A 22,492-nucleotide genomic window follows, 5' to 3' on the forward strand; every position below is an offset into this window, starting at 1 on the left:
TCGATGAAAAACCTTCTCAAACTCTTTGTTGTCCTATTTATTCTAAATAGCTGTTCGCCAAAATCTGAAACAAGAAATTTAACTTACGTCAAGTTGGAAATTGTTAAAACTGAAAAAGAGTTTGAAAAATTAGTTGCTCAAAAAGGACTAGCAGAAGGGTTTTATCAATTTGCCGATTCCAATGCTGTTATCAAAAGAGAAAACGACACATTAATTATTGGCAAAAACAATATTAAAAAATATTATTCAAACCCAAGATACCAAAACGCAACGGTAACTTGGTCACCCGAGTCTGTAACTGTTTCTGATGGCGGAGATATGGCGTCCAGTTATGGCAAATACAATTGGATTATTAAAGACGCTTCAGGAAGCGAACAAATCTCAAAAGGCGTTTTCCATACGGTTTGGAAAAAACAAAAAGATGGTTCATGGAAATACATTTGGGACTAGAATCCCTTTTTTTTTCATAAACTAAAAACAAAGCCTGTTAAACTTAAAACTCATGAAAAATATTTCAAAAGAAACCATTACACTAATGGATAAGATTGAAAAACTAAATCTAATTAACTCATGTACAGGGTATAAATCTGCCAATTTAATAGCTACAAAATCAATTGATGGCCAGACAAATGTTGCCATATTCAGCAGCGTTACACACTTGGGCAACAGCCCCTCTCTAATAGGATTTATTGTTCGCCCAACAAATGCTCCCAGAGACACTTACATAAACATAATGGAAACTGGCTATTTTACAATAAATCACATTACAATTGACATGATTGCCGATGCACATCATACTTCCGCCAACTATGATTCTGGAACCTCTGAATTTGACAAAACAAATTTAGAGGAAGAATACAAAGAAGGCTTCAATATTCCTTTTGTAAAAGGAAGTCCGGTGCAGATCTATTGTAAATTTGTCAACGAATACCTCATCAAAGAAAATGATTCAATACATATTATAGCGTCAATTGAGCATATCTTTTTTGATGAAGATTTAAAACACAAAGATGGCTGGCTACAACTGGACAAAGGAAATATTGTTACATTGAGCGGAATTGACGGCTACTTTTTACCAAAACTTATTGATCGTTTTCAGCCAGCTCAGCAAGACATCCTCACAAAACCTTACAAAAAAGACCAATAACCTGAGTTCTATTACTACCTCATAAAACTTATTCACAAATAAATGATACCTTAGTTGTTCCTGTACGAGTTTTCAATAAATCATAAATTACCGATATCCTTTATTCTCATTTGTCCATAAAAAAACTCGCCATTGCTGACGAGTTTTAAATTTTATGTAAATTGAATTCTTAGATAATCAACATAGCGTCTCCGTAAGAATAGAATCTATATTGTTCTTTGATTGCTTCTTCGTAGGCTCTTTTCATTAAATCGTGTCCGCAGAAAGCAGAAACCATCATCAACAAAGTTGATTTTGGTGTATGAAAATTGGTAATCATACAATTTGGTATAGCAAAATCATGTGGAGGGAAAACAAATTTGTTTGTCCATCCGTCATAAGGATTTAAAGTATTTTGCGAAGAAACAGAACTCTCTACAGCACGCATAGAAGTCGTTCCTACTGTACAGATTCTTTTCTTTGCTACTTTGGCAGCGTTCACAATATCACAGGCTTCCTGAGTGATTTTCAACTCTTCGGAATCCATTTTGTGCTTTGATAAATCTTCAACCTCAACTGGATTGAATGTTCCCAAACCAACGTGAAGTGTCACTTCGGCAAATTTCACACCTTTGATTTCCAATCTTTTCAATAAATGCTTAGAAAAGTGCAAACCTGCAGTTGGTGCTGCAACAGCTCCTTCTTCTTTGGCATAAATTGTTTGGTAACGCTCTGCATCTTCTGGAGTTACATCACGATTAATATATTTAGGAATAGGAGTTTCTCCTAGTTCTGTCAATTTATTTCTGAATTCTTCATAAGAACCGTCATAAAGAAAACGTAAAGTTCTACCACGTGAAGTGGTATTGTCGATTACCTCGGCCACTAATGAATCGTCATCTCCGAAGTACAATTTATTTCCAATTCTGATTTTACGCGCCGGATCGACCAAAACATCCCAAAGTCTTTGTTCTGCGTTTAGTTCTCTAAGTAAAAACACTTCAATTCTAGCTCCTGTTTTTTCCTTATTTCCGTACAAACGGGCTGGAAAAACTTTGGTATTATTCAAAATTAAAACATCACCATCATCGAAATAATCGATAAGGTCTTTGAACATTTTATGTTCAATCGTTTGTTTCTTGCGATCAACAACCATCAAGCGAGACTCATCTCTGTTTTCGGCTGGGTATTCTGCAAGAAGTTCTTTTGGTAAATTAAAATTGAAATGAGATAATTTCATCTGATAAAGTTATGAGTTATGATTTATAAATTATAAGTTTTGAAATCAAAATTTAAAATCGTTTGCAAATATACGATTGTGAAACAGGCGTTGTCAAGTGTTTAGCAGTTTATTTTCACCAAACCCCAATCCTTTCCAAACCAGAAGGAACAAAAACGCAACAAAATCCTATGTAAACGACCATTTATTAACCATAAAAAAACCTATTTTTTTTAAATCATCCCAAAAATCAGGATATGATTTTGACACCACATCGGCATTATTGATGATAATTGGCACTTTTAATCCCAATGGAGCAAATGCCATCGCCATTCTGTGGTCATTATAAGTATCAATTCGCACCTCTCTATTAATATTGTTTGTTGCGACCAAAGTCAAACTATCATTTGTCACCGAGATGTTGGCACCGAGTTTTGTCAATTCTATTCGGAGTGCTTCCAATCTGTCGGTTTCTTTAATTTTTAAAGTATGCAAACCGGTAAGATGACAGCCAATTCCTAATCCTAAACATGTAACCACAATGGTTTGTGCTATATCAGGAGTATTATTCAAATCAAAACGAATGTCTTTATAATCGAAATTCTCTTGTTTTGTCAATGTAAGTTTGTTTCCTTCAAAATGAGAAGTTACCCCCATTTCCTTGTATAATTCGACCAAAGCCGAATCTCCCTGCAAACTACTTTCTTTGTAACTGGTCAAAGAAACTGTAGCTGTTTCTGCCAAAGCAACCAAACTGAAATAATAAGACGCCGAACTCCAGTCAGACTCTACGGTTAAAGTTTGTTGTTTTGGGTTTGTTGTTAATGGTTTAACTGTAATGGTATTCCCTTCAAAATTAGTTTCAACACCTATTTCGTTGAGCAATGCCAAAGTCATTTTGATATATGGAACAGAAGTAATTTCACCGACCAAAGTCAATTCGATTCCGTTCTCCAATTTTGGTGCAATCAAAAGCAATGCCGAAATATATTGACTGCTTACATTGGCTGGAATGCTTACTTTCGAAGCAGTTATTTTCTGTCCTTTGATACGAATCGGCGGATAACCTTCTTCTTTTTCGTAGGTTATCTGAGCTCCTAGCTGCAGCAAAGCTTCAACCAAAACTTTTATTGGTCTTTCAGTCATTCTTTGAGAACCTGTCAAAACCACTTCACGACCTTCGTTTACAGCAAAATAAGCCGTAAGAAAACGCATCGCAGTTCCGGCATGATGAATATCTACTATTTCGTCATTCCCTACCAAGGCTTTTTGCATTACTTCACTATCATCAGAGTTTGATGTATTGGCCAAAGTTATATTTGGAAACAAAGCCTGAAGCAACAATAATCGATTTGTTTCGCTTTTGGAACCTGTAATTGCAATTTGTTCGTTTAAGTCGAGTTGGGAAGTCTGTACCAGTAAATTCATTTTATTCGGGATCAAAAGTGTATTTGGGCAAATTTATTTTAAAAAAAGGATGTACCAAAACTTTGCCTTCACTTATAACATTATTTTAGTTTATCGTTGTTTTTGTGGCGGTCTTTGTCCCGAACCGATTTCAAATCCATTTTTTTGTCAAATGCAGCCTGCAAATCAATTCCGGTTTGGTTGGCAAGACACAAAACCACAAAAACCACATCAGCCAATTCTTCGCCAAGGTCTTTGCTTTTATCACTTTCTTTTTCAGATTGTTCACCGTATCTGCGGGCAATAATTCTAGCCACCTCGCCTACTTCTTCAGTAAGCTGAGCCATATTAGTCAACTCATTAAAATAGCGAACTCCATGTTCTTTTATCCAGGTGTCTACGTCTAGTTGTGCGTTTTTTATGTTCATTGTTATTTTTTTTTAAGAACAATTTTTTGGTTTTGGTTTACTATTATCTTCTGAAAAAAGTCTTTCAGCATTTCGTAACCCTCAGCTGCAAAAATACTATTGTTTATTTCTTTTGTACTTATAATTTGAACTTTATCTCCATCAACCGAACAATTTAATGTATAGACAATCTGTTTGTCTTCTGAACTAATTTTGACTGGTTTCGGCATTGATTCAATTTCATAACCTTCAGGAATTTGTATATTCAAATTAAATCGCTCCGCATTTTTATAACCGAAATATAGAGGCATTTTTCTTTCTTCCTGATTAAAAGGATTTTTTCTTCTGGTAAAAAACAAAAGTGGATTTACAAAAATTTTACCTCCAATAATTTCCAATTGCCCATTTGAAGTAAAGTCAAAAGTCTCTACAATTGGATCTTTTATATTAGCCTTTTGATTTTCGATTTTGTAATTTGAAATGGAAAGATTACCCAATTGTTCTTCAATCTTTTCAAGGTACTTATCTTGGGTTTTAGTATTATTTTCGACTCTAAAATGATAGGCATCATAATCGCTACGCTGAATTCTTAACTGTCCATCAATTTTTCCGGCTCCATCTATTTTTGCTAATAAATTAAAAATTTCTTTGGATTGATTAGGAGGGTCTAAATTAATTTCCTGAGAAGTCCCGTCGTTCTTTATAAGTCTGCCTTTCCAATTCAAAACATTCAAAGGCAGGATATTAGGAGATGTAAATTTATGAGACGCGTCTAACAGAATTTGTTTTCCGTCAATCTCTGCTGCAGCAATTACATAATTAAACCCTGTTCTAGTTGGGTAAACCGGAAGCCCGTTTTCGATTGTACTGACCAAAACCGGATTGGTTTCTATACCGGCCAATCTGAGCATGTCAATCAAAATAAAATTAATTTCGGCAACATTCCCCGTTTGATCAATATATGCTTTGACAACACCTTTCTCAGGGTAATAATCACATATCTCGTTCCAATTCATTCTGTTTTGAACGTACCCAAAAATAATCTTTAATCTTTCGTTTGGAGACTCAACATTAGCCAATAATCGATTAATATCATCAACTAAAAATTTTGTGTCTTTGAATTCTTTTGCAAACTTTTCATCCTTGAAAATAGTTGAGGCAACACCTTCCCAAGTCATCGCATAATCTTTAACTGGCTGTTCCGGATAACGAACACGTTCCAACTCATGTTTAATACAGCCCCGATAATTTTCCATATTATCAACAAATGGCTCTTGCTTTAGAGCTGGAATATCTTTCCCAGAATAGAATGAGTCAATTTGTTTGTATGTAAAACCAGCTGTTTGACCGTATTGGTTATCGTAAGTTTGAGATCCATTTACCATTTTGGCCTCTGCATCTACATGAATATACCCAACCAAGATGGGCTTATAGACATAATATTCTGGCAATTCTGTTTTATAATAAAAATAATCAACAGGAATATCGTATTGAATATCAAAATCAGGAAATTTCACAATGTTTTCGGACTTTAAAACATATCTATACTCAATGATTGAACCAACTTTTACATTGGGCAGCGTGATTGTTTTTTCTTTCCAATAATTATTAATTTTATTTTTAAACGTTCCCTGATTTTCTAGCTTGGTCTTTACTATCGATCCGTTTTCCAAATTATAAGTCACCGCATCTGAAAAATCCAACTGATCACTATTTAATTTTTCATATCCAATATAAAACTTAACTTTTTGATTCGCCCAATTTAATCCTTCTTTTTTATAAATTTTGATTTTTACTTCGCATACATGATTTGCAGTAAAACCAGCGTCCTTATTATAACTAAAATATGTTCTTCCCTTTTTAAATAAAATTGCAGCTGCCGCAGATGAATCTTTTGGATGCACTTTTTGTTCCAATTCTGCTTTGGTAACTTTTCCCAATTGATAATTTTGTGCTTCGCTTTTTATAAATACACAAACTAATAGTATTGTGATAATTACTCTATACAATGACATTTTATATTTTCTTTAAAATAATTTTCTCAGTTTCTTTTGCTATCAAGGCATTATAAAAATCCTTTAGCGTTGAATAATACTCTGAAGAAACAATTGAAACATTAATCTGATGGGAAACTGAAATCTGTATATCTTTTTCAGAAGCTTGAGCTATAAATTTAAAATCTCCTATATTATTTTCTATATTAAATATAGCTGATTTTGGCAGTGCCTCAATTCGGTACCCATCAGGAATATCAATATTTATTGTATAATTATCTTTAAACGGAAAACCATAATCTATTGGGTATTCTCTTACCTCTTGTTTGAATGGATTTTGCTCATCAGTAAAAAACAATAATGGATTAACATAAATTTTTTCGCCTATAATTTCACATAAATTAGTACCCGTAAAAGAACAGCTTTCCACGATAGGCATTTTAATATCCTTTTCGTTCGCTCTCTTATAGTCTGCTATTTCAATTTTTTTGTTTTCATTTTCCAACTTTTCCAAATAATCTTCTTCCTTTATATTTTCAATCTCAGATCTAAAATTCATCGCCCTATGATCCGTTCTCTGATGTCTCAATTTACCTGAAATTTTACCGGTAGCATCAATTGAATACATCATTGTCACATTATTATTAGAAGATTTCTTTGGCATTAAGTCAACTTCTTCCGATGTACCGTCTTTTCTGATTAACCTTCCAATCCAATTTAGGTCTCTAAACGGCAAAACATTTGGATTTGAAAATTTACTTGTTGCATCCAGTAATATCAAACCTTCAGATGTTTCTACTGCTGCTATTACATAATTGAAGGCACTATGATTGGGGAAAAATGAAATACCATTGGCACGAGTACTAATCAAGACAGGATTTGCTTTTAAACCCACTGTTCTTAGCATCGCCGTAAGCATGAGGTTAATCTCTGCTACGTTACCCGTTTTATCTTTATAGGCCTTTTTTACACCATCAATACAGGAATAACCATTATAGCCATTCCATTTTACAATGGATTTCACATGATTGAAAATAGCCAAAATAATCTCGTCCTGACTTGCCAATCCGTTAACTACCGCTTTCAAATCATCCTCGAAATAACCAGTTTTGTTGAGCTCAGCACCAAAATCACCGTCATCATAAATAGTTCTCACTACCGCATTCCAGTCTGTGGAATAAGGTTTTATGGCTTCATTTGGATATTTTGTCATAGATAATTCCTGTATTACACTTGATGTGTAATTATCGATGTTGTTAACAAATGCTTCCTCTTTCATGGCTGGCAGATTAACCGCAGTATAAGTAGTCTTTGTTTCCTGATATTCGATTTTGTCATTTGAAAATTCAGTTTTTGAAACAAGGCCATTAGATCTTTCTTTACTATTAATAATGATTGATTTTGGATTTTTTTCGACAACAACTTTCGGCGAAATGAATCCTTTCATTTTAGTATTGTAAATAAAATACTCTGGGATATAAGTCCTATATTCTGCATAGTTCACTGGGATACTACCTTGAAAATAAAATTCCCTAAGCGTTCCAATCCTATTTGACACAATTCTATAACTGAACTCTACTATTGATCCTTCTTTCACATTTGGCATAGTGATCTTCTTTCTGTTCCAATAGCGATTAAGCTTTTCTTCAAATTCGCCTTCACTTTTTAACTTAGTTTTTTCAATTTTTCCTCCTACCAAATTATAAGTTACCGCATTATCAAACGAGACGCTTTCTTTCATAGAACCGGAACCAGGTATAAATCTTACGGCATAATTTGACCAATCATAACCTTCTTTTTTATAAATTTTAATACGCATGGATACTTCAGTTATCACCCTAAAACCTTCGCCAGATAAATATTCAAATCTGTCTTCCCCCTTTTTGAACAATATTGCTGCGACGGCGGCTGTATCTTTTGGATGAACTTTTTGCTCCAATTCAGCAATGGAGACTTTTCCCAGCTTAAATTCCTGGGCTCTTCCATCGAAATAAAATAGTACTAATAATAAAAGAACAAAGTGTTTAGTTTTCATTTTTTAATTAGCTTTTGGTTAATATTATTTTGGCGTTATCATTTCTTGAAATTTGTTCCATAAAAAGGCGGAACTCATCGTATTCTTTATTAGTGTACAAACCTTTTTTCAAAAAGAACTTTCGCTTGTATATAAGATTAGTATTGTCCTTTTTTATAATCTCTGTCTTATACTCCCCGAATTTCCCACTGATTTCAACATTCTGCGGAAGGAATTCTATCGAAAAATTAACGGGCAAAGCGATTTCTATTTCATCGATATCCATAGACCCTCTTTGAATTTCCATCGGATTTTTTCGGTTCCGAATTCGTTTAACACTTTCGGTTAATTGATTAAAGGCATTTACGGCAAACATCATTTTATTTGCAGACATATTACCATAATTCGCCGCGCTTATCTCGGCATTTTCTGTAAAATTTATTTTATCAGAATCATTTTTGAAAGTAATTTTTTTTATTTTCAAATTATTAATTGTGCTCCAATACTCTTTGTAGAATTTCTCCATTTCGGTTGGCGAAAGTCTCTCGTTATTGAATTTTTGATTGTATTGAGATCCCTCGGAAACAATTCCTATTTTCCCAGAAAAATCACCGTTTTCCGCAATGGAATATGTACCCCTGGTAATTTGGGTATTAGTTGTGTCCTCATAAATATTGGTTCTTACAATCTCCGCTCCTTCAGGTTTTACCACCAAAACATTTCTGTCATCGGTAAACGTTCCCTGATAACCAAATGGATCAACTTGATTGGTACACTCCAAAAAAACATATTTATTCTTATTGGGTATTGCCAAAATCATGTGATTCCCCTGCATCGAAACAAAATCAGATTCTATATCTCGTTTTTTTGGGTTACCATATAAAACCACATTGTAAGACGGCACATCTACCACACTAAGAAGCGCTTTCGTATAATTGCTCAAAGCCTTACAATCTCCATAACCCAAACGGTCTACATCACTGGCTAGCATCGGTTTCCAACCTCCTATCCCTACCTGAATACTAACATATCTTGTTTTTCCCTGAACGTATTTATAAATAATTTGGGCTTTCTTGATTGGATCGGTTTCAGTTCCTACCAAAGTTTTAATTTTGTTTTTGGTTTCTTCAGGCAAATCTGTTGTCCCCTTCAGAATTTTTTCGTTATACCATTTTCCGAATTCTGTCCAGCTTTTAGCATTACCATCAACACCTTCTAGATTGAACAATTCTAATCCCATCATTACCCTAGGGAAAAGATTACTAATATTTGGACTATAACTCTCATATTTCTGAGCTAGAATATTGGTTGCTGTATACGATAATTGAGTTGGAGTGTCAATTGTTTTTTTAATGCTATTAAAAAAATTGAATTCTTTGTATTTGAATCCAAGGTTTGAAGGATAATTTACATTGAGGACACTTTGTTCGATACTTACTGCATAATCGTGCAAAGGCATCCATTGCGGAATAAAAGCCGTATTAGAAGTTTCTATTTCACAATCAAAAACAACTGTAAATGGATATTGGATGGGTGTATAATCCAGATAAATATAACGGCTCTCCGAAAAAAGTGTACTACCGCTTACGGCGCTTACATCTTTAAAATCGCCTCTTTTTATTTTTTTTATTTCTTTCCCAAAAGCATCATAAACCGTTGCCAATATACTTTTGACAGGACTCGATTTATCATAATTGCTATAGGCTTCAATGGCTTCTAAACCATTTTCATTCAGGACAGTCACTACTCTCTTTGTCTTGATATTCATACTACGCTGAGAAGCAATTACAATATCAAACTGGTTCAAACGAACTACAGCATCAGCATTTTGCTTGAGACTATCGGTAATAGTAAAACTAGAATAATCCGTTTTTTGTGCGGTCGCAAAGTAGGCTATTAGAACAAAATAAAAGGTGAAAATTGGGGTCTTCATCGGTAAGTAATTTCGTCAAATATAATTTTTTTTACGAAAAACTTAACATTTATTTAGTATAATTTTTACTCTCTATTTTTGCTGTCAATTACAATCGTAACAGGCCCATCATTTACAAGGGCAACTTTCATATCTGCACCAAAAATTCCGGTTTGCACCCCTTTTCCAAAGTCCTTTTCCAAAGTTTTTATAAAATTCTCATACGTTGGAATAGCAAAATCTGGTTTTGAAGCTTTTATGTAAGACGGACGGTTGCCTTTTTTGGTTGAAGCATGAAGCGTAAATTGACTAACAACAATTATATCGCCGTCAATATCTTTTACCGAAAGGTTCATCACATCATTTTCGTCACCAAAAATGCGAAGGTTTATTGTTTTTTGGCAAAGCCAATTGATATCTTCCTGAGTATCTGCATCTTCTATTCCGACCAAAACGACTAACCCTTTTTGGATATCGGCCACGATTTTTGAATCGATGGTAACCGATGCAGAAGAAACTCTTTGAATAACTGTTTTCATTTAAAAATTCAATTAAAACAAAAAGATGCACAGCAATGCATCTCTACGATCATTTATTATTCTTTAAGAATTGACATTTGTACTTATTCCCTTGTTTTATCACTTGCTTTTCGCTCTTCATCATAAGTGTCGGTTCGGTAATGTTCGTCATCTCCTTCGAGTATTTTGAGGTAACTGTTATAACGTGACCAAGCGATTTCGTCTCTTTCCAATGCGGATTTTATGGCACAATTAGGCTCTTCTTTATGTAAGCAATTGTTGAATTTACATTGGTCTTTCAATTTGAAGAATTCCGGAAAATAATCACTGATTTCCTCCTTTTCCATGTCAACAATTCCAAAACCTTTTATCCCCGGTGTATCAATAATTCGAGCATTAAAACTCAAATCGTACATTTCGGCAAAAGTTGTTGTATGTTGTCCTTGTTTGCTTTGCTCTGAAATATTCTTGGTTTTTAATTGCAAAGAAGGTTCCAAAGCATTTACCAAAGTTGATTTCCCAACTCCTGAATGCCCAGAAAACATGCTGACTTTTCCAATCATTATCTCTTTCAACTCATCAATCCCTTTCATTTCGACAGCAGAAACCCGAAGGCATTTATACCCTATTTCCTGATAGACATGCTGCATATACAACTGGTCGTCCAGAGTAACCTCGTCTAGCGTATCAATTTTATTGAAAACCAAAATTGTTTCTATTCCGTAAGCTTCGGCTGTGACTAAAAAACGATCGATAAAACTAAAAGTCGTTGGTGGATTATTGACTGTTATCAAAAGAAAAACACAATCGATATTGGCCGCAATAATATGCATTTGATGAGACAAATTCACCGCCTTACGAACAATGTAATTTTTTCTGTCGTGAATAGTATGAATCATCCCAGTAATGGTATCCGACGTTTCATCCAATTCATAATCGACAATATCGCCCACAGCAATTGGATTGGTACTTTTAATTCCTTTTATTCGGAATTTCCCTTTCATACGGCATTCGATAAAATCTCCATTTTCGGATTTTACGGTGTACCAACTACCTGTCGATTTGTATACGAGTCCTGTCATTTTTGAATTTTAGATATCCGATTACAGATTTTGAATTTAAATCCTAAATCTTTTGCAAAGATAAAGTTTTGTTTTAGGTTTAAAGATTAAACATATTTTTTCTTTCATATACAGATAAACACAACTATTTCCCAGTATTACAGAAGTAATTTTGCTAGATTTGTTTTGTTTCATAAGTTATCCTAAATATCTTTTTCTTTGGGAATTCATAATCATTGGAACAAAATAAAACCATTACCAAAAGAATATTAAATGCAAATTTTAAAAATAGATTTAGGTAAATTAATTGGCATAGGGATAACCACTATGTTTTTAATTTCACTTATAATGAGCTGTAAAAAAAGAGAACCCCAAGAATACCGCACATTTTATCGGGCCATTAATGGCAAAGACACTGCCTTACTTATAATTGGAACAAATAAAGAACGCTTTTTTGGAAATTACCAAATCTATCACGGAAGCAGAGCCATCAAAGACTCTGGTGTTGTTGACGGGGAGATTTCTGGAGATACTTTGCGTGGGAAATTCAAATACAGAACGTATGGTGGAGGAGTAACTACAATTCCTGTTATTTTTCTAAAACACAATGATAAGCTGATAACAGGAAAAGGAGTTCCTATAACCTTGTTTGGGTTGATTCATTTTTCACCTGAATATCCCATAGATTTCAAAAATCCGGAATTTGTTTTCAGTAAAATAAATAAAAATGATTTGGATAAGAGCGAATATCAAACCAAAAGCTCTTTGGAACAAAATTGATTGAATTAAAGAAAACTTGCTTCATGCGATTGATTCGTTTCTTCCAATGAAACAAAAAAAATCCCCACATTAAAAAATGCAGGGATTTAAAACTTTAACTAGAAATTACGAATTCAAGATTCTCTCTTGGTGTTCGATACTTTCTTGGTGGATACCTTTAAATAATTTAATGATAAATTCTTCTGTCAATCCTTTTTTGGCACCTTCAGCAATCATTTTTGCTTGGATTTCGTTCCAACGATTGTTTTGCAAAATAGCCACGTTGTTATCTTTTTTCACTTGACCAATTTCGTCAGCTACTTTCATACGTTTTCCTAACAAATCCAACAAATTAGCATCCAAAACGTCGATGTTTGCTCTTAATTTTGTCATTTTTTGTTCAAAATCATTGTCCCCGCTCGTTTTTCTAACTTTCAAATCTTTGAAAATTTGTTTCAAAGCATCTGGTGTTACTTGTTGTGCAGCATCACTCCAAGCATTGTCTGGATCAATATGCGTTTCGATAATCATACCGTCATAATTCAAATCCAAAGCCTCTTGAGTCACTTCAAGAATCATATTGCGGTTTCCTGTAATATGCGAAGGATCGATGATTAAAGGTAAATCAGGGAATTTATTTTGCAATTCGATAGCAATCTGCCATTCTGGAATGTTTCTGTATTTTGTTTTTTCGTAAGTAGAAAAACCTCTATGGATTACACCCAATTTTTTGATTCCGGCAGCATACAAACGCTCAACTCCTCCCAACCATAAAGCCATATCTGGGTTCACTGGGTTTTTAATCAAAACGATTTTATCTGTTCCTGCCAATGTATCAGCAATTTCCTGAACAGCAAATGGATTTGCCGTTGTACGAGCACCAACCCATAAAACATCAATATCGTGTTCCAAAGCCAATTTACAGTGAGCTGCAGTTGCAACCTCAGTTCCCATCAATAAACCGGTTTCAGCTTTCGCTTTTTGCAACCATTTCAATCCAATTTCACCAACACCTTCAAATCCTCCTGGACGTGTTCTTGGCTTCCAAATACCTGCTCTAAAAACGCTTACATCAGAATCTTTCAATTCATGAGCAATTTTCAAAACTTGCTCTTCTGTTTCTGCACTACAAGGACCTGCAATTACAAATGGGTGAGACAATTTGAATTCGTTCAACCAATCTCTCATTTCTTTCTTGTTTTCCATCTTTTCTATTTTTTTTTACTTTTCCTCTCTCCTCCCGATGGTTATCGGAACTCCCCAAACAACCGGAGGGAGCAAGAGAGATCTTTATTATTAATTGCTTACTACTATTTATATGTTGTTCTTTTTTATCGTTAATGGATTAACTGCCTATTTTTTGGCATTCATCCCATTCAATATTTCCTTAATTCTGTTTACGCTTTCCATTTCGTGATATATCGCATCATAATCATCATTCAGCATAAGTTCTTTAAACTTGGATAAATTCGAAATATATTCTTCCAATGTTTTAATCACCTGTTTTTTGTTTTGTTTAAAAATAGGTGTCCACATCGCCGGCGAACTTTTTGCCAAACGAACCGTACTTTCAAAACCGGAACCCGCCATGTCAAAAATATCCTGCTCGTCTTTTTCTTTATTAATTACCGTTTTTCCAAGCATAAACGAACTGATATGCGATAAATGCGACACATAGGCAATATGTTTGTCATGCGATTTTGGATCCATATAACGGATTCTCATTCCGATGTTCTTAAACAAATCCAATGCTTTTTCCTGCAATTTGAAAGTCGTTTTCTCAACCTCACAAATGATATTTGTCTTTCCCTGAAACAACCCTCTGATAGCAGCCGATGGCCCCGAAAATTCAGTACCCGCAATAGGATGCGTGGCGATAAAATTCCTTCTTTTTGGATGACCGGCAACCGCTTCGCAAATAGGCGCCTTGGTTGATCCCACATCAAAAACAATAGCCGAATCCGAAATTAAATCCAATACTGTCGGCAAAACAACAATCGCTGTATCTACTGGAACCGAAACAATCACAAAATCTGCTTTGGATAAATCCTCAAATGTTGCTGCTTCGTCAATAACTCCAAGCTTTTTTGCTTCCTGCAAATGCTTTTCATTACTGTCGATTCCAAAAATCTTTGCGTCTGGATTCAAATCTTTAGCGTCCAATGCTATTGATCCCCCAATTAATCCAACACCTATTACATATATATTCATATTCTATTTTTTTTGGAGCTAATCCTGCTATCCGCTATATCTTTTATGGTCTCGTTAGAAAAAAACGAGACCATAAAAGGATGCCGCTTCTATCAGGGCTAGGGCATTTCGTTTTTTCAGAAAATTTATTTAAAACCTACTCGCCTTTTAAAATCATAAATCTAAAATCGATAATCAGCAATCTAAAATCTATCTATCGCTTCTTGTACTTTCTCTTCTTTTACACAAAGTGCAAATCGGATATAACCTTCTCCGTTGCTCCCAAAAATCGTTCCCGGAGCTATAAAAATATTTTTTTCGTATAATATTTTATCAATAAAATCCTCAGCCGACGTGATTCCTGCAGGCAATTTGGCCCAAACAAAAAGTCCAACACCTTCTTTATAAACTTCGCATCCCAATTTTTCGGCCAATTGTTCTACAAGCACACGACGTTTTTTGTAAACTTCGTTCATTGAATCAAACCAAGATTTATCGCTCTTCAATGCTTCCACAGCCCCTTTTTGGATTCCGTAGAACATTCCACTGTCCATGTTACTTTTTACTTTTAGAACCGAATCAATCAGTTTTGCACTTCCCAAAACCATACCAACTCTCCAGCCTGCCATATTGAAAGTTTTACTCAAAGAGTTCAGTTCGAGTGCCACTTCTTTGGCTCCATCCACCTGCAACAAACTCATCGGTTTATCGTTTAAAACAAAACTATAAGGATTGTCATTAATCAATAATATATGGTGTTTCTTGGCAAATGCGACTAATTTCTCAAACAATTCCAAACTTCCTCTTGCTCCCGTAGGCATGTGTGGGTAACCAATCCACATGATTTTTACTTTTGCCAAATCCAGTTTCTCCAAAGCTTCAAAATCAGGTTCCCAACTATTCGCTTCTTTCAAATCATAATAAACCGGAACAGCTCCAACCAAATTGGTCACCGAAGTATAGGTAGGATAACCAGGATTCGGAATCAAAACGTGGTCTCCCTCATTCAGGAAAGCCATCGAAATATGCATGATTCCTTCTTTGGATCCAATTAATGGCAAAATTTCAACATTAGGATCTAAAGTTACCGCAAAGTTATTTTTATAAAAATCGGCCATCCCATTTCTAAGTTCTGGCAAGCCCTGATAACTTTGATATTGATGTGCATTCTCATCATGCATCGACGAAATAACGGCATCTATAACGGCTTTGGATGGTTTTAAATCCGGACTACCAATTCCCATATTGATAATTGGTTTTCCCGCCGCGGCCAGTTGTCTCACTTCCCTCAACTTTGATGAGAAATAGTATTCTTCAATAATATCGAGACGTTTTGCTGTTGTAATCATTTTTTTCCGCTTTAGGCTTTAAGCTGTAAGCTTTAGGCACATTTTAACTTTTATTTTTGCTTTATTCTTTTTTGACTTTAAGACTTTCGACTTTGCAACTTTATGACTAATTAAGGTTTGGTGTTTTTATATTCTCCCAATACTTTAAAATAATTTGCCATTATTTCCAACAAGGTTTTGGCTTTGGCATAATCTTCATATTTTTCAAAAGTAACATCAACAAAAAAAGAATATTTCCAAGGAGTTTCAATTTTTGGCAACGACTGGATTTTGGTCAAATTCAGTTTACAGTCACTCATCACATTCAATACCGCTGCCAAACTTCCTCTCTTATGATCCAATTCAAATTTGATTGAAGCTCTATTAATTTCCTTTTCGTCTGCAAAATCTTCTTCTTTTTTGATAATTACAAAACGGGTCATGTTGTTGTTTATCGTTTGGATTTCTGGAGCCAGAATTTCCAAATCATACATTTCAGATGCTGTTTTACTTGCAATGGCCGCAATACCTTTCAGTTGTTTTTCATGAATTCTTCTAGCGGTTTCGGCTGTATCTTTATCTTCAACTATCTTTATGTGTGGGTATTGCTTCAAAAATTCCATACATTGCAACAAAGCCATCGGATGAGAATGTACTTCTTGAATATCTTCTATTTTTTGCCCTTTTAGCGCCATCAAATTTTGATGAATATCCAAATAATGTTCTCCTATAATATGCAGGTTGTTTTTGTCAATCAATGCATAATTTGGAATTATCGGACCTGCAATAGAATTTTCTATCGCCATCACGGCCTGATCTGATTTCCCAGACAGCAGACTAGCTACCAATTCCTCAAAAGACAGACATTCATCTACTTCGATATTTTGATAAAAATACTCTTGAGCCACTTGATGGTGGAAAGATCCTTTAATTCCTTGTATTGCAATTTTCGTTCTCATTGGGTCAAAAAAAAATCCTGATTTTCATCAGGATTGTATATTATTTTTATTTGTTTTTTCTATTTTTCAAATAACCATAGCACAATCCCTTACTCCCCAAAGAAGAAATAAAAAGAGTTGCTAAAATAAAAACGGTTATTAGACATTGTGATATTTGTTTTTCAATTATTTACTGCAAATTTAAAAACATATTTTGAGTCGACAAAATAAAAATAATCTTTTATGCAACAAAAAAAGATTCGTTTGATAAACGGGGTTAAAATTGATTATTTCACAAAAAAGACACTTTATAAGTCGTTAGAATTATTAATTTCAAAACAAGATAAACAATAAGTAATATGTACAATCTACAAAACAACCAAAAATCAGTATATTTTTTAAGTTAAAAACCTATTTTTGAGCTAAAAAAAAACCTAACCTGTTCGGTTTAGTAATATAATTATTCTCTCAAATGTCAGAGAATAAACTATACAATAGAATCGTTTCGACAATCTTTTTTGACTTTAACGAGTTCGTAATCCATCAAAAAACAATAAATAAAAGTTTTTTCTATTTACTTTTGCATTAAATAATCAAGGTATGTCAATAGAAGTAAAAAATATTTCGAAAAGTTACGGTACTCAAAAGGCTTTGGACAACATTTCATTTGCTGTCGCAAAAGGAGAGATTGTTGGTTTTTTGGGGCCCAATGGAGCAGGAAAATCAACCCTGATGAAAATTTTAACAACTTATCTTAATGCTGATTCTGGCGTCGCTCTTGTTAATGGCTTTGACGTAAACTCCCAGGAAAAACAGGTACAGCTTTCTATTGGTTATTTGCCGGAACACAACCCATTGTATCTAGATTTGTACGTGAGGGAATATTTGGCTTTTAACGCCGATGTATATAAGGTAAATAAAAACAGAATCGAAGAAGTGATTCAATTGACAGGCCTACAAACCGAAAGCCATAAAAAAATTGGACAATTATCCAAAGGTTATCGCCAGCGTGTGGGATTGGCCAACGCTTTATTGCATAATCCTGATGTTCTAATTCTTGACGAACCAACAACAGGATTAGACCCAAATCAATTGGTCGAAATCAGGAATGTGATCAAAAACGTGGGGAAAGACAAAACGGTTTTTCTTTCGACTCACATTATGCAGGAAGTGGAAGCAATTTGCGACCGTGTTATTATTATTGACAAAGGACAAATTGTTGCCGACAAGAAACTGAATAATTTAATTTCTTCCAATAAAGAACAAGTAATAGAAGTTGAATTTGACTTAAAAGTTGACGAAGAACTGATTACTCAAATCCCGCATTTAAAATCTTCGCTAAAAATTAATGATTGTTTTTGGGAATTGACTTTTGTATCCGAAAAAGATATGCGATCCACAGTGTTTGATTTCGCTTACGATAATGGTTTAAAAACTTTACAACTCAACCAAAAGAATAAAAATCTCGAAACGGTTTTTAGGGAGATTACGAAGTAGAGACGTTGCACTGCAACGTCTACAATCCTGAACAAAATAAGAGAGACGTTGCAGTGCAACTTCTAAACAACCCGAACAAAACAAGAGTGACGTTGCAGTGCAACGTCTCTACGGGGTGAAATTTTAAAAAACCTTGCTGGCTATTTGCCTTATATTCTCTGATTTTCCCATCGAATAATAATGCAAAACGGGAACTCCGGCTGCTTTCAGTTCTATGGATTGTTGAATGGCCCATTCAATACCTACTTGACGAATTTCTGCATTATTCTTGCACTTTTCTACGGCATTTATCAAATCCTCCGGTAAATCGATACGAAAGATTTGAGGCAAAATCTGTAAATGTTTTTGAACCGCAATAGGCTTAATCCCTGGAATAATAGGAACTGTAATTCCCATTTCCCTTGCTTTTTTTACAAATTCAAAAAATTTAGAATTATCAAAAAACATTTGGGTTACAATATAATCAGCACCGGCATCTACTTTTTCTTTTAATCGTTTCAAATCAGTTTGTAAAGAGGGAGCTTCCAAATGTTTCTCAGGATAACCCGCAACACCAATGCAAAAATCCGCTTTGTTATCGATATCCATAACATCGTGCAAATATTTTCCGTGATTCAATTGATTGATTTGTGCAACCAAATCAACAGCATAATTATTCCCTCCCACTTTCGGCACAAAAGATTGTTCGTCTTTCATCGCATCACCTCGAAGCGCCATCACGTTGTTGATTCCAAGATAATGGCAATCCACCAACATATATTCTGTTTCCTCTTGAGTAAATCCTCCGCAAAGCAAGTGAGGCACAGTGTCTACTTGGTACTTATGTTTAATAGAAGCACAAATTCCCAAAGTCCCCGGACGCATTCTCGTTAGTTTTTTGTCCAGCAACCCATTGCCTTTATCCACATAAATATATTCTTCACGAGAAGTGGTTACATCAATAAACGGCGGTTTGAACTCCATCAGCGGATCGATATTATCGTATAATTCCTGAATGCTTTTCCCTTTTTGAGGTGGAATAATTTCGAAAGAGAATAATGTTTCTCCTTTGGCTTTTTCTATATGTTCTGTTACTTTCATTTTATTTGTTTCAAGTTTCAAGTTTAAAGTTTAAAGTTCTCCCGAGCAACTTGAAACTTTAAACTTGAAACATTTTTTTTAATCTGCTATATTAGGATTCAGCCATTTCATGGCCACATCTGTTGAAACGTTTCTTCTTTTGGCGTAGTCAATAACTTGGTCTTCTTTTATTTTTCCGAGACCAAAATACCTGCTTTCCGGATTTCCAAAATAGTATCCCGAAACTGATGAAGCCGGCCACATTGCCATACTTTCGGTCAAGGTAACTCCTATTTTTTCTTCAACGTTTAATAACTTCCAGATGGTTGGTTTCTCCAAGTGGTCAGGACATGCTGGATAACCAGGCGCCGGACGAATTCCTTTATAATCTTCGTCGATAAGTGCCTCTTTACTCAAAACCTCATCCGATGCATAACCCCAAATTTCTTTTCGTATTTTTTCGTGTAAATATTCAGCGAATGCTTCTGCGAAACGGTCAGCCAGCGCTTTAACCATAATCGAATTGTAATCGTCTAAATTCTTTTCAAATTCTGCCGCCCATTCGTCAACGCCAAAACCGGTAGTTACGCAAAAAGCTCCCATATAATCAACTTTCCCGCTATCTTTCGGAGCAATAAAATCGGCTAGCGCAATATTCGGAGCTCCTTTTGTTTTTTGTGATTGCTGACGCAAAGTCAAGAATGTCTGCAATGGTTTTCCGTTTTCATCTGTCAACTCGATATCGTCATCATTGATTTGGTTCGCAGGAAAAATTCCGTAGATTCCTTTCGCTTGTAATTTTTTCTCTTTCAAAATTACTTCCAACATTGCCTGCGCATCCGCAAAAACAGAAGTCGCTTGTTCACCCACAACTTCATCCGTCAAAATCGCCGGATACTTCCCGAACAATTCCCACGTTCTGAAAAACGGCGTCCAGTCAATGTACGGAACCAATACATCCAAATCTACTTCAACAATTTGCTCACCAATAACTTTTGGTTTTACAGGTTCAAAATGCCTCCAATCCAATTGCAATTTATTTTTTCGAGCTTGCTCAATAGTCAAGAAATTCTTGTCACGCGAACGATTCAAGAATGTCTCACGAAACGCATCGTATTCAGCTCGAATATCAGTTGCATATTTTTCTCTATTGTCGTCCAATAAATTTCCAGCCACCGTAACCGCTCTCGATGCATCATTCACGTGAACCACAGTTGCCTTGTATTGCGGTGCAATTTTCACGGCAGTATGCGCACGTGATGTGGTTGCTCCCCCAATCATTACCGGAATTTTTATATCTTTTTTATCCAATTCTTTTGCGAGATACACCATTTCGTCCAACGACGGCGTAATCAATCCGCTCAACCCAATAATATCTACATTGTGTTCTAAAGCTGCGGCAACAATTTTTTCGGGAGCTACCATAACTCCCAAATCTACGATTTCGTAATTATTACAGGCTAATACTACTCCAACAATATTTTTTCCAATGTCGTGCACATCGCCTTTTACAGTTGCCAACAAGATTTTTCCGTTCCCTGATTTGTCGCCTACCTGCTTAGCCGCTTCAATAAAAGGCAACAGATAAGCCACGGCTTTTTTCATCACCCTTGCCGATTTTACCACCTGTGGCAAAAACATTTTCCCCGAACCAAACAAATCTCCAACGACATTCATTCCGGCCATCAGGTTGATTTCGATTACTTCGATAGGTTTTGTGGCAGCTTGACGAGCTTCTTCAACATCAATTTCTATAAATTCATCCACCCCTTTTACCAACGAATGCGTAATTCTTTCCTGAACCGTTCCCGAACGCCATTCCTGAACCGCTTTTTCGTTGTTCTTTACATCGCCTTTCACATTTTCTGCAAAATCCAACAAACGTTCCGTCGCATCGTCACGTCTGTCCAAGATTACGTCCTCTACGTGTTCCAACAAATCTTTTGGAATTTCATCATAAATCGAAAGCATTTCCGGATTTACAATTCCCATTGTCATTCCGTTTTTAATGGCGTGGTACAGGAAAACCGAGTGCATCGCTTCTCTCACCACATCATTTCCTCTGAACGAAAACGAAACGTTACTCACCCCACCGCTGATGTGTGCGTGCGGTAAATTTTCGCGAACCCATTTGGTTCCTCTAAAGAAATCCAAAGCATTCAAGCGGTGTTCTTCCATCCCTGTCGCAACAGGAAATATATTCAAATCGAAGATGATATCCTGTGGAGGAAAATCAACTTTGTTTACCAAAATATCATACGAGCGTTGACATATCTCAACTCTTCGTTCATAATTATCGGCTTGTCCTACCTCATCAAAAGCCATCACAATAACAGCCGCACCGTATCGTTTGATTAATTTGGCGTGGTGAATGAATGCTTCTTCTCCTTCTTTCAACGAAATCGAGTTTACGACGCATTTTCCCTGCACGACTTTCAAACCAGCCTCAATGATTTCCCATTTTGAGCTGTCAATCATAATGGGCACACGGGAAATATCCGGCTCGGCAGCAATCAAATTCAGGAATTTGGTCATCGCATAAACGCCGTCAAGCATTCCCTCATCCATATTGATATCGATGATTTGCGCACCACCTTCTACCTGCTGTCTCGCAATATCCAGCGCTTCCTCGTATTTTTCCTCCTTGATTAATCGAAGGAACTTTCTCGAACCAGTTACGTTGGTTCTCTCCCCAACATTCACAAATACGCTGTCCGGCGTAATGATCAAAGGTTCCAATCCCGATAATACAAGGTTTCTTCTGCTTTTATTGTGTCCCATTTTTTTATTTTGAGTTACTAAGTTTCTAAGTAGCTTAGATTCTAAGTTTTTTTATTCTATTTATAATTCCTGCAAGGTCTCCAAAACTCTGTAGACATTTCTATTATTATTTTGGGCGTGCCCCTCCAAAAAAGTCGGGTCGGGCTATCCGTTCCCGCTTTTTTTCTTGATGAAAAATCAAGAAAAAAGAGCTCCACTTCTATCCCTCACGCGTGCATTGTGCAATTCAACATCATTTTTATTTAATAAAATGATTTCATTTTCATAATTTCCTTCGCTAGC

Annotated in this window: 17 protein-coding genes and 1 pseudogene; 4 read left to right on the forward strand and 14 right to left on the reverse strand. The window is 35.4% G+C overall.

Going from position 1 to position 22,492, the window contains the following annotated elements; genetic code table 11:
• Nucleotides 1-3: 3 nt before the first annotated feature.
• Together EM308_RS01685 and EM308_RS01690 are read left to right on the forward strand one after the other, a co-directional pair.
• The gene (locus EM308_RS01685; RefSeq protein ID WP_035636987.1) at nucleotides 4-450 is read left to right on the forward strand and encodes a YybH family protein; all 447 of its coding nucleotides are present in this window, start codon (nucleotides 4-6) and stop codon (nucleotides 448-450) included.
• A 52-nt stretch (nucleotides 451-502) separates the two neighbouring features.
• On the forward strand, nucleotides 503-1,147 hold the full coding sequence (locus tag EM308_RS01690) for a flavin reductase family protein (RefSeq protein WP_035636985.1): 645 nt from the start codon (nucleotides 503-505) through the stop codon (nucleotides 1,145-1,147).
• 169 nt (nucleotides 1,148-1,316) lie between these two features.
• Here EM308_RS01690 and queA read toward each other — a convergent pair whose 3' ends face one another.
• The 8 genes from queA to rsgA all read right to left on the reverse strand — a co-directional run bounded on the left by queA (nucleotide 1,317) and on the right by rsgA (nucleotide 11,679).
• Nucleotides 1,317-2,366, reverse strand: a complete 1,050-nt coding sequence (gene queA, locus EM308_RS01695) for a tRNA preQ1(34) S-adenosylmethionine ribosyltransferase-isomerase QueA (protein WP_035636983.1) — start codon at nucleotides 2,364-2,366, stop codon at nucleotides 1,317-1,319.
• Nucleotides 2,367-2,534: 168 nt separating this feature from the next.
• Nucleotides 2,535-3,773 carry a 3-phosphoshikimate 1-carboxyvinyltransferase gene (gene aroA / locus EM308_RS01700; RefSeq protein WP_035636982.1) on the reverse strand — a complete coding sequence of 413 codons (1,239 nt, stop codon included), beginning with the start codon at nucleotides 3,771-3,773 and terminating at the stop codon, nucleotides 2,535-2,537.
• A gap of 80 nt (nucleotides 3,774-3,853) precedes the next feature.
• Complete coding sequence (locus EM308_RS01705) at nucleotides 3,854-4,180, reverse strand: nucleotide pyrophosphohydrolase (protein WP_035636980.1); 327 nt, start codon at nucleotides 4,178-4,180, stop codon at nucleotides 3,854-3,856.
• A gap of 2 nt (nucleotides 4,181-4,182) precedes the next feature.
• Nucleotides 4,183-6,174, reverse strand: coding sequence for a DUF3857 domain-containing protein (locus tag EM308_RS01710; RefSeq protein WP_035636978.1), 1,992 nt, complete (start codon nucleotides 6,172-6,174; stop codon nucleotides 4,183-4,185).
• Nucleotide 6,175: 1 nt separating this feature from the next.
• Nucleotides 6,176-8,188, reverse strand: coding sequence for a DUF3857 domain-containing protein (locus EM308_RS01715; RefSeq protein WP_035636977.1), 2,013 nt, complete (start codon nucleotides 8,186-8,188; stop codon nucleotides 6,176-6,178).
• Between the two features lie 7 nt (nucleotides 8,189-8,195).
• Nucleotides 8,196-10,100 (reverse strand): DUF3857 domain-containing protein, encoded by a 1,905-nt coding sequence (locus tag EM308_RS01720; protein WP_035636976.1) that lies wholly within the window; start codon nucleotides 10,098-10,100, stop codon nucleotides 8,196-8,198.
• A 65-nt stretch (nucleotides 10,101-10,165) separates the two neighbouring features.
• Nucleotides 10,166-10,618: a D-aminoacyl-tRNA deacylase gene (gene dtd, locus EM308_RS01725; protein WP_035636973.1), complete on the reverse strand. Its 453-nt coding sequence runs from the start codon at nucleotides 10,616-10,618 to the stop codon at nucleotides 10,166-10,168.
• 83 nt (nucleotides 10,619-10,701) lie between these two features.
• The gene (rsgA, locus tag EM308_RS01730; protein WP_035636970.1) at nucleotides 10,702-11,679 is read right to left on the reverse strand and encodes a ribosome small subunit-dependent GTPase A; all 978 of its coding nucleotides are present in this window, start codon (nucleotides 11,677-11,679) and stop codon (nucleotides 10,702-10,704) included.
• A gap of 252 nt (nucleotides 11,680-11,931) precedes the next feature.
• Between rsgA and EM308_RS01735 the strand changes: the two genes are divergently transcribed.
• Nucleotides 11,932-12,438 carry a hypothetical protein gene (locus EM308_RS01735; protein WP_051877771.1) on the forward strand — a complete coding sequence of 169 codons (507 nt, stop codon included), beginning with the start codon at nucleotides 11,932-11,934 and terminating at the stop codon, nucleotides 12,436-12,438.
• 105 nt (nucleotides 12,439-12,543) lie between these two features.
• On the opposite strand, the gene EM308_RS01740 is transcribed toward EM308_RS01735, so the two are convergent.
• The 4 genes from EM308_RS01740 to EM308_RS01755 form a co-directional block, all read right to left on the reverse strand.
• Entirely contained in the window at nucleotides 12,544-13,623 is a 1,080-nt protein-coding gene (locus tag EM308_RS01740; RefSeq protein ID WP_035636969.1) for a bifunctional 3-deoxy-7-phosphoheptulonate synthase/chorismate mutase type II, read from the reverse strand.
• Between the two features lie 147 nt (nucleotides 13,624-13,770).
• Nucleotides 13,771-14,628 (reverse strand): prephenate dehydrogenase, encoded by an 858-nt coding sequence (locus EM308_RS01745; protein ID WP_035636968.1) that lies wholly within the window; start codon nucleotides 14,626-14,628, stop codon nucleotides 13,771-13,773.
• Between the two features lie 182 nt (nucleotides 14,629-14,810).
• Entirely contained in the window at nucleotides 14,811-15,956 is a 1,146-nt protein-coding gene (locus EM308_RS01750) for a pyridoxal phosphate-dependent aminotransferase (RefSeq protein ID WP_035636967.1), read from the reverse strand.
• A 110-nt stretch (nucleotides 15,957-16,066) separates the two neighbouring features.
• Nucleotides 16,067-16,894 carry a prephenate dehydratase gene (locus tag EM308_RS01755; protein WP_035636966.1) on the reverse strand — a complete coding sequence of 276 codons (828 nt, stop codon included), beginning with the start codon at nucleotides 16,892-16,894 and terminating at the stop codon, nucleotides 16,067-16,069.
• A gap of 579 nt (nucleotides 16,895-17,473) precedes the next feature.
• Between EM308_RS01755 and gldA the strand changes: the two genes are divergently transcribed.
• On the forward strand, nucleotides 17,474-18,370 hold the full coding sequence (gldA, locus tag EM308_RS01760; RefSeq protein ID WP_035636963.1) for a gliding motility-associated ABC transporter ATP-binding subunit GldA: 897 nt from the start codon (nucleotides 17,474-17,476) through the stop codon (nucleotides 18,368-18,370).
• A 123-nt stretch (nucleotides 18,371-18,493) separates the two neighbouring features.
• Here gldA and metF read toward each other — a convergent pair whose 3' ends face one another.
• Nucleotides 18,494-19,450 carry a methylenetetrahydrofolate reductase [NAD(P)H] gene (gene metF / locus EM308_RS01765; protein WP_035636962.1) on the reverse strand — a complete coding sequence of 319 codons (957 nt, stop codon included), beginning with the start codon at nucleotides 19,448-19,450 and terminating at the stop codon, nucleotides 18,494-18,496.
• A 78-nt stretch (nucleotides 19,451-19,528) separates the two neighbouring features.
• A pseudogene (gene metH, locus EM308_RS01770) lies at nucleotides 19,529-22,246 on the reverse strand (methionine synthase); the annotation flags it as partial.
• Nucleotides 22,247-22,492: the final 246 nt, after the last annotated feature.

Source organism: Flavobacterium gilvum (genome assembly GCF_001761465.1).
In the GTDB taxonomy this organism is placed as follows: domain Bacteria; phylum Bacteroidota; class Bacteroidia; order Flavobacteriales; family Flavobacteriaceae; genus Flavobacterium; species Flavobacterium gilvum.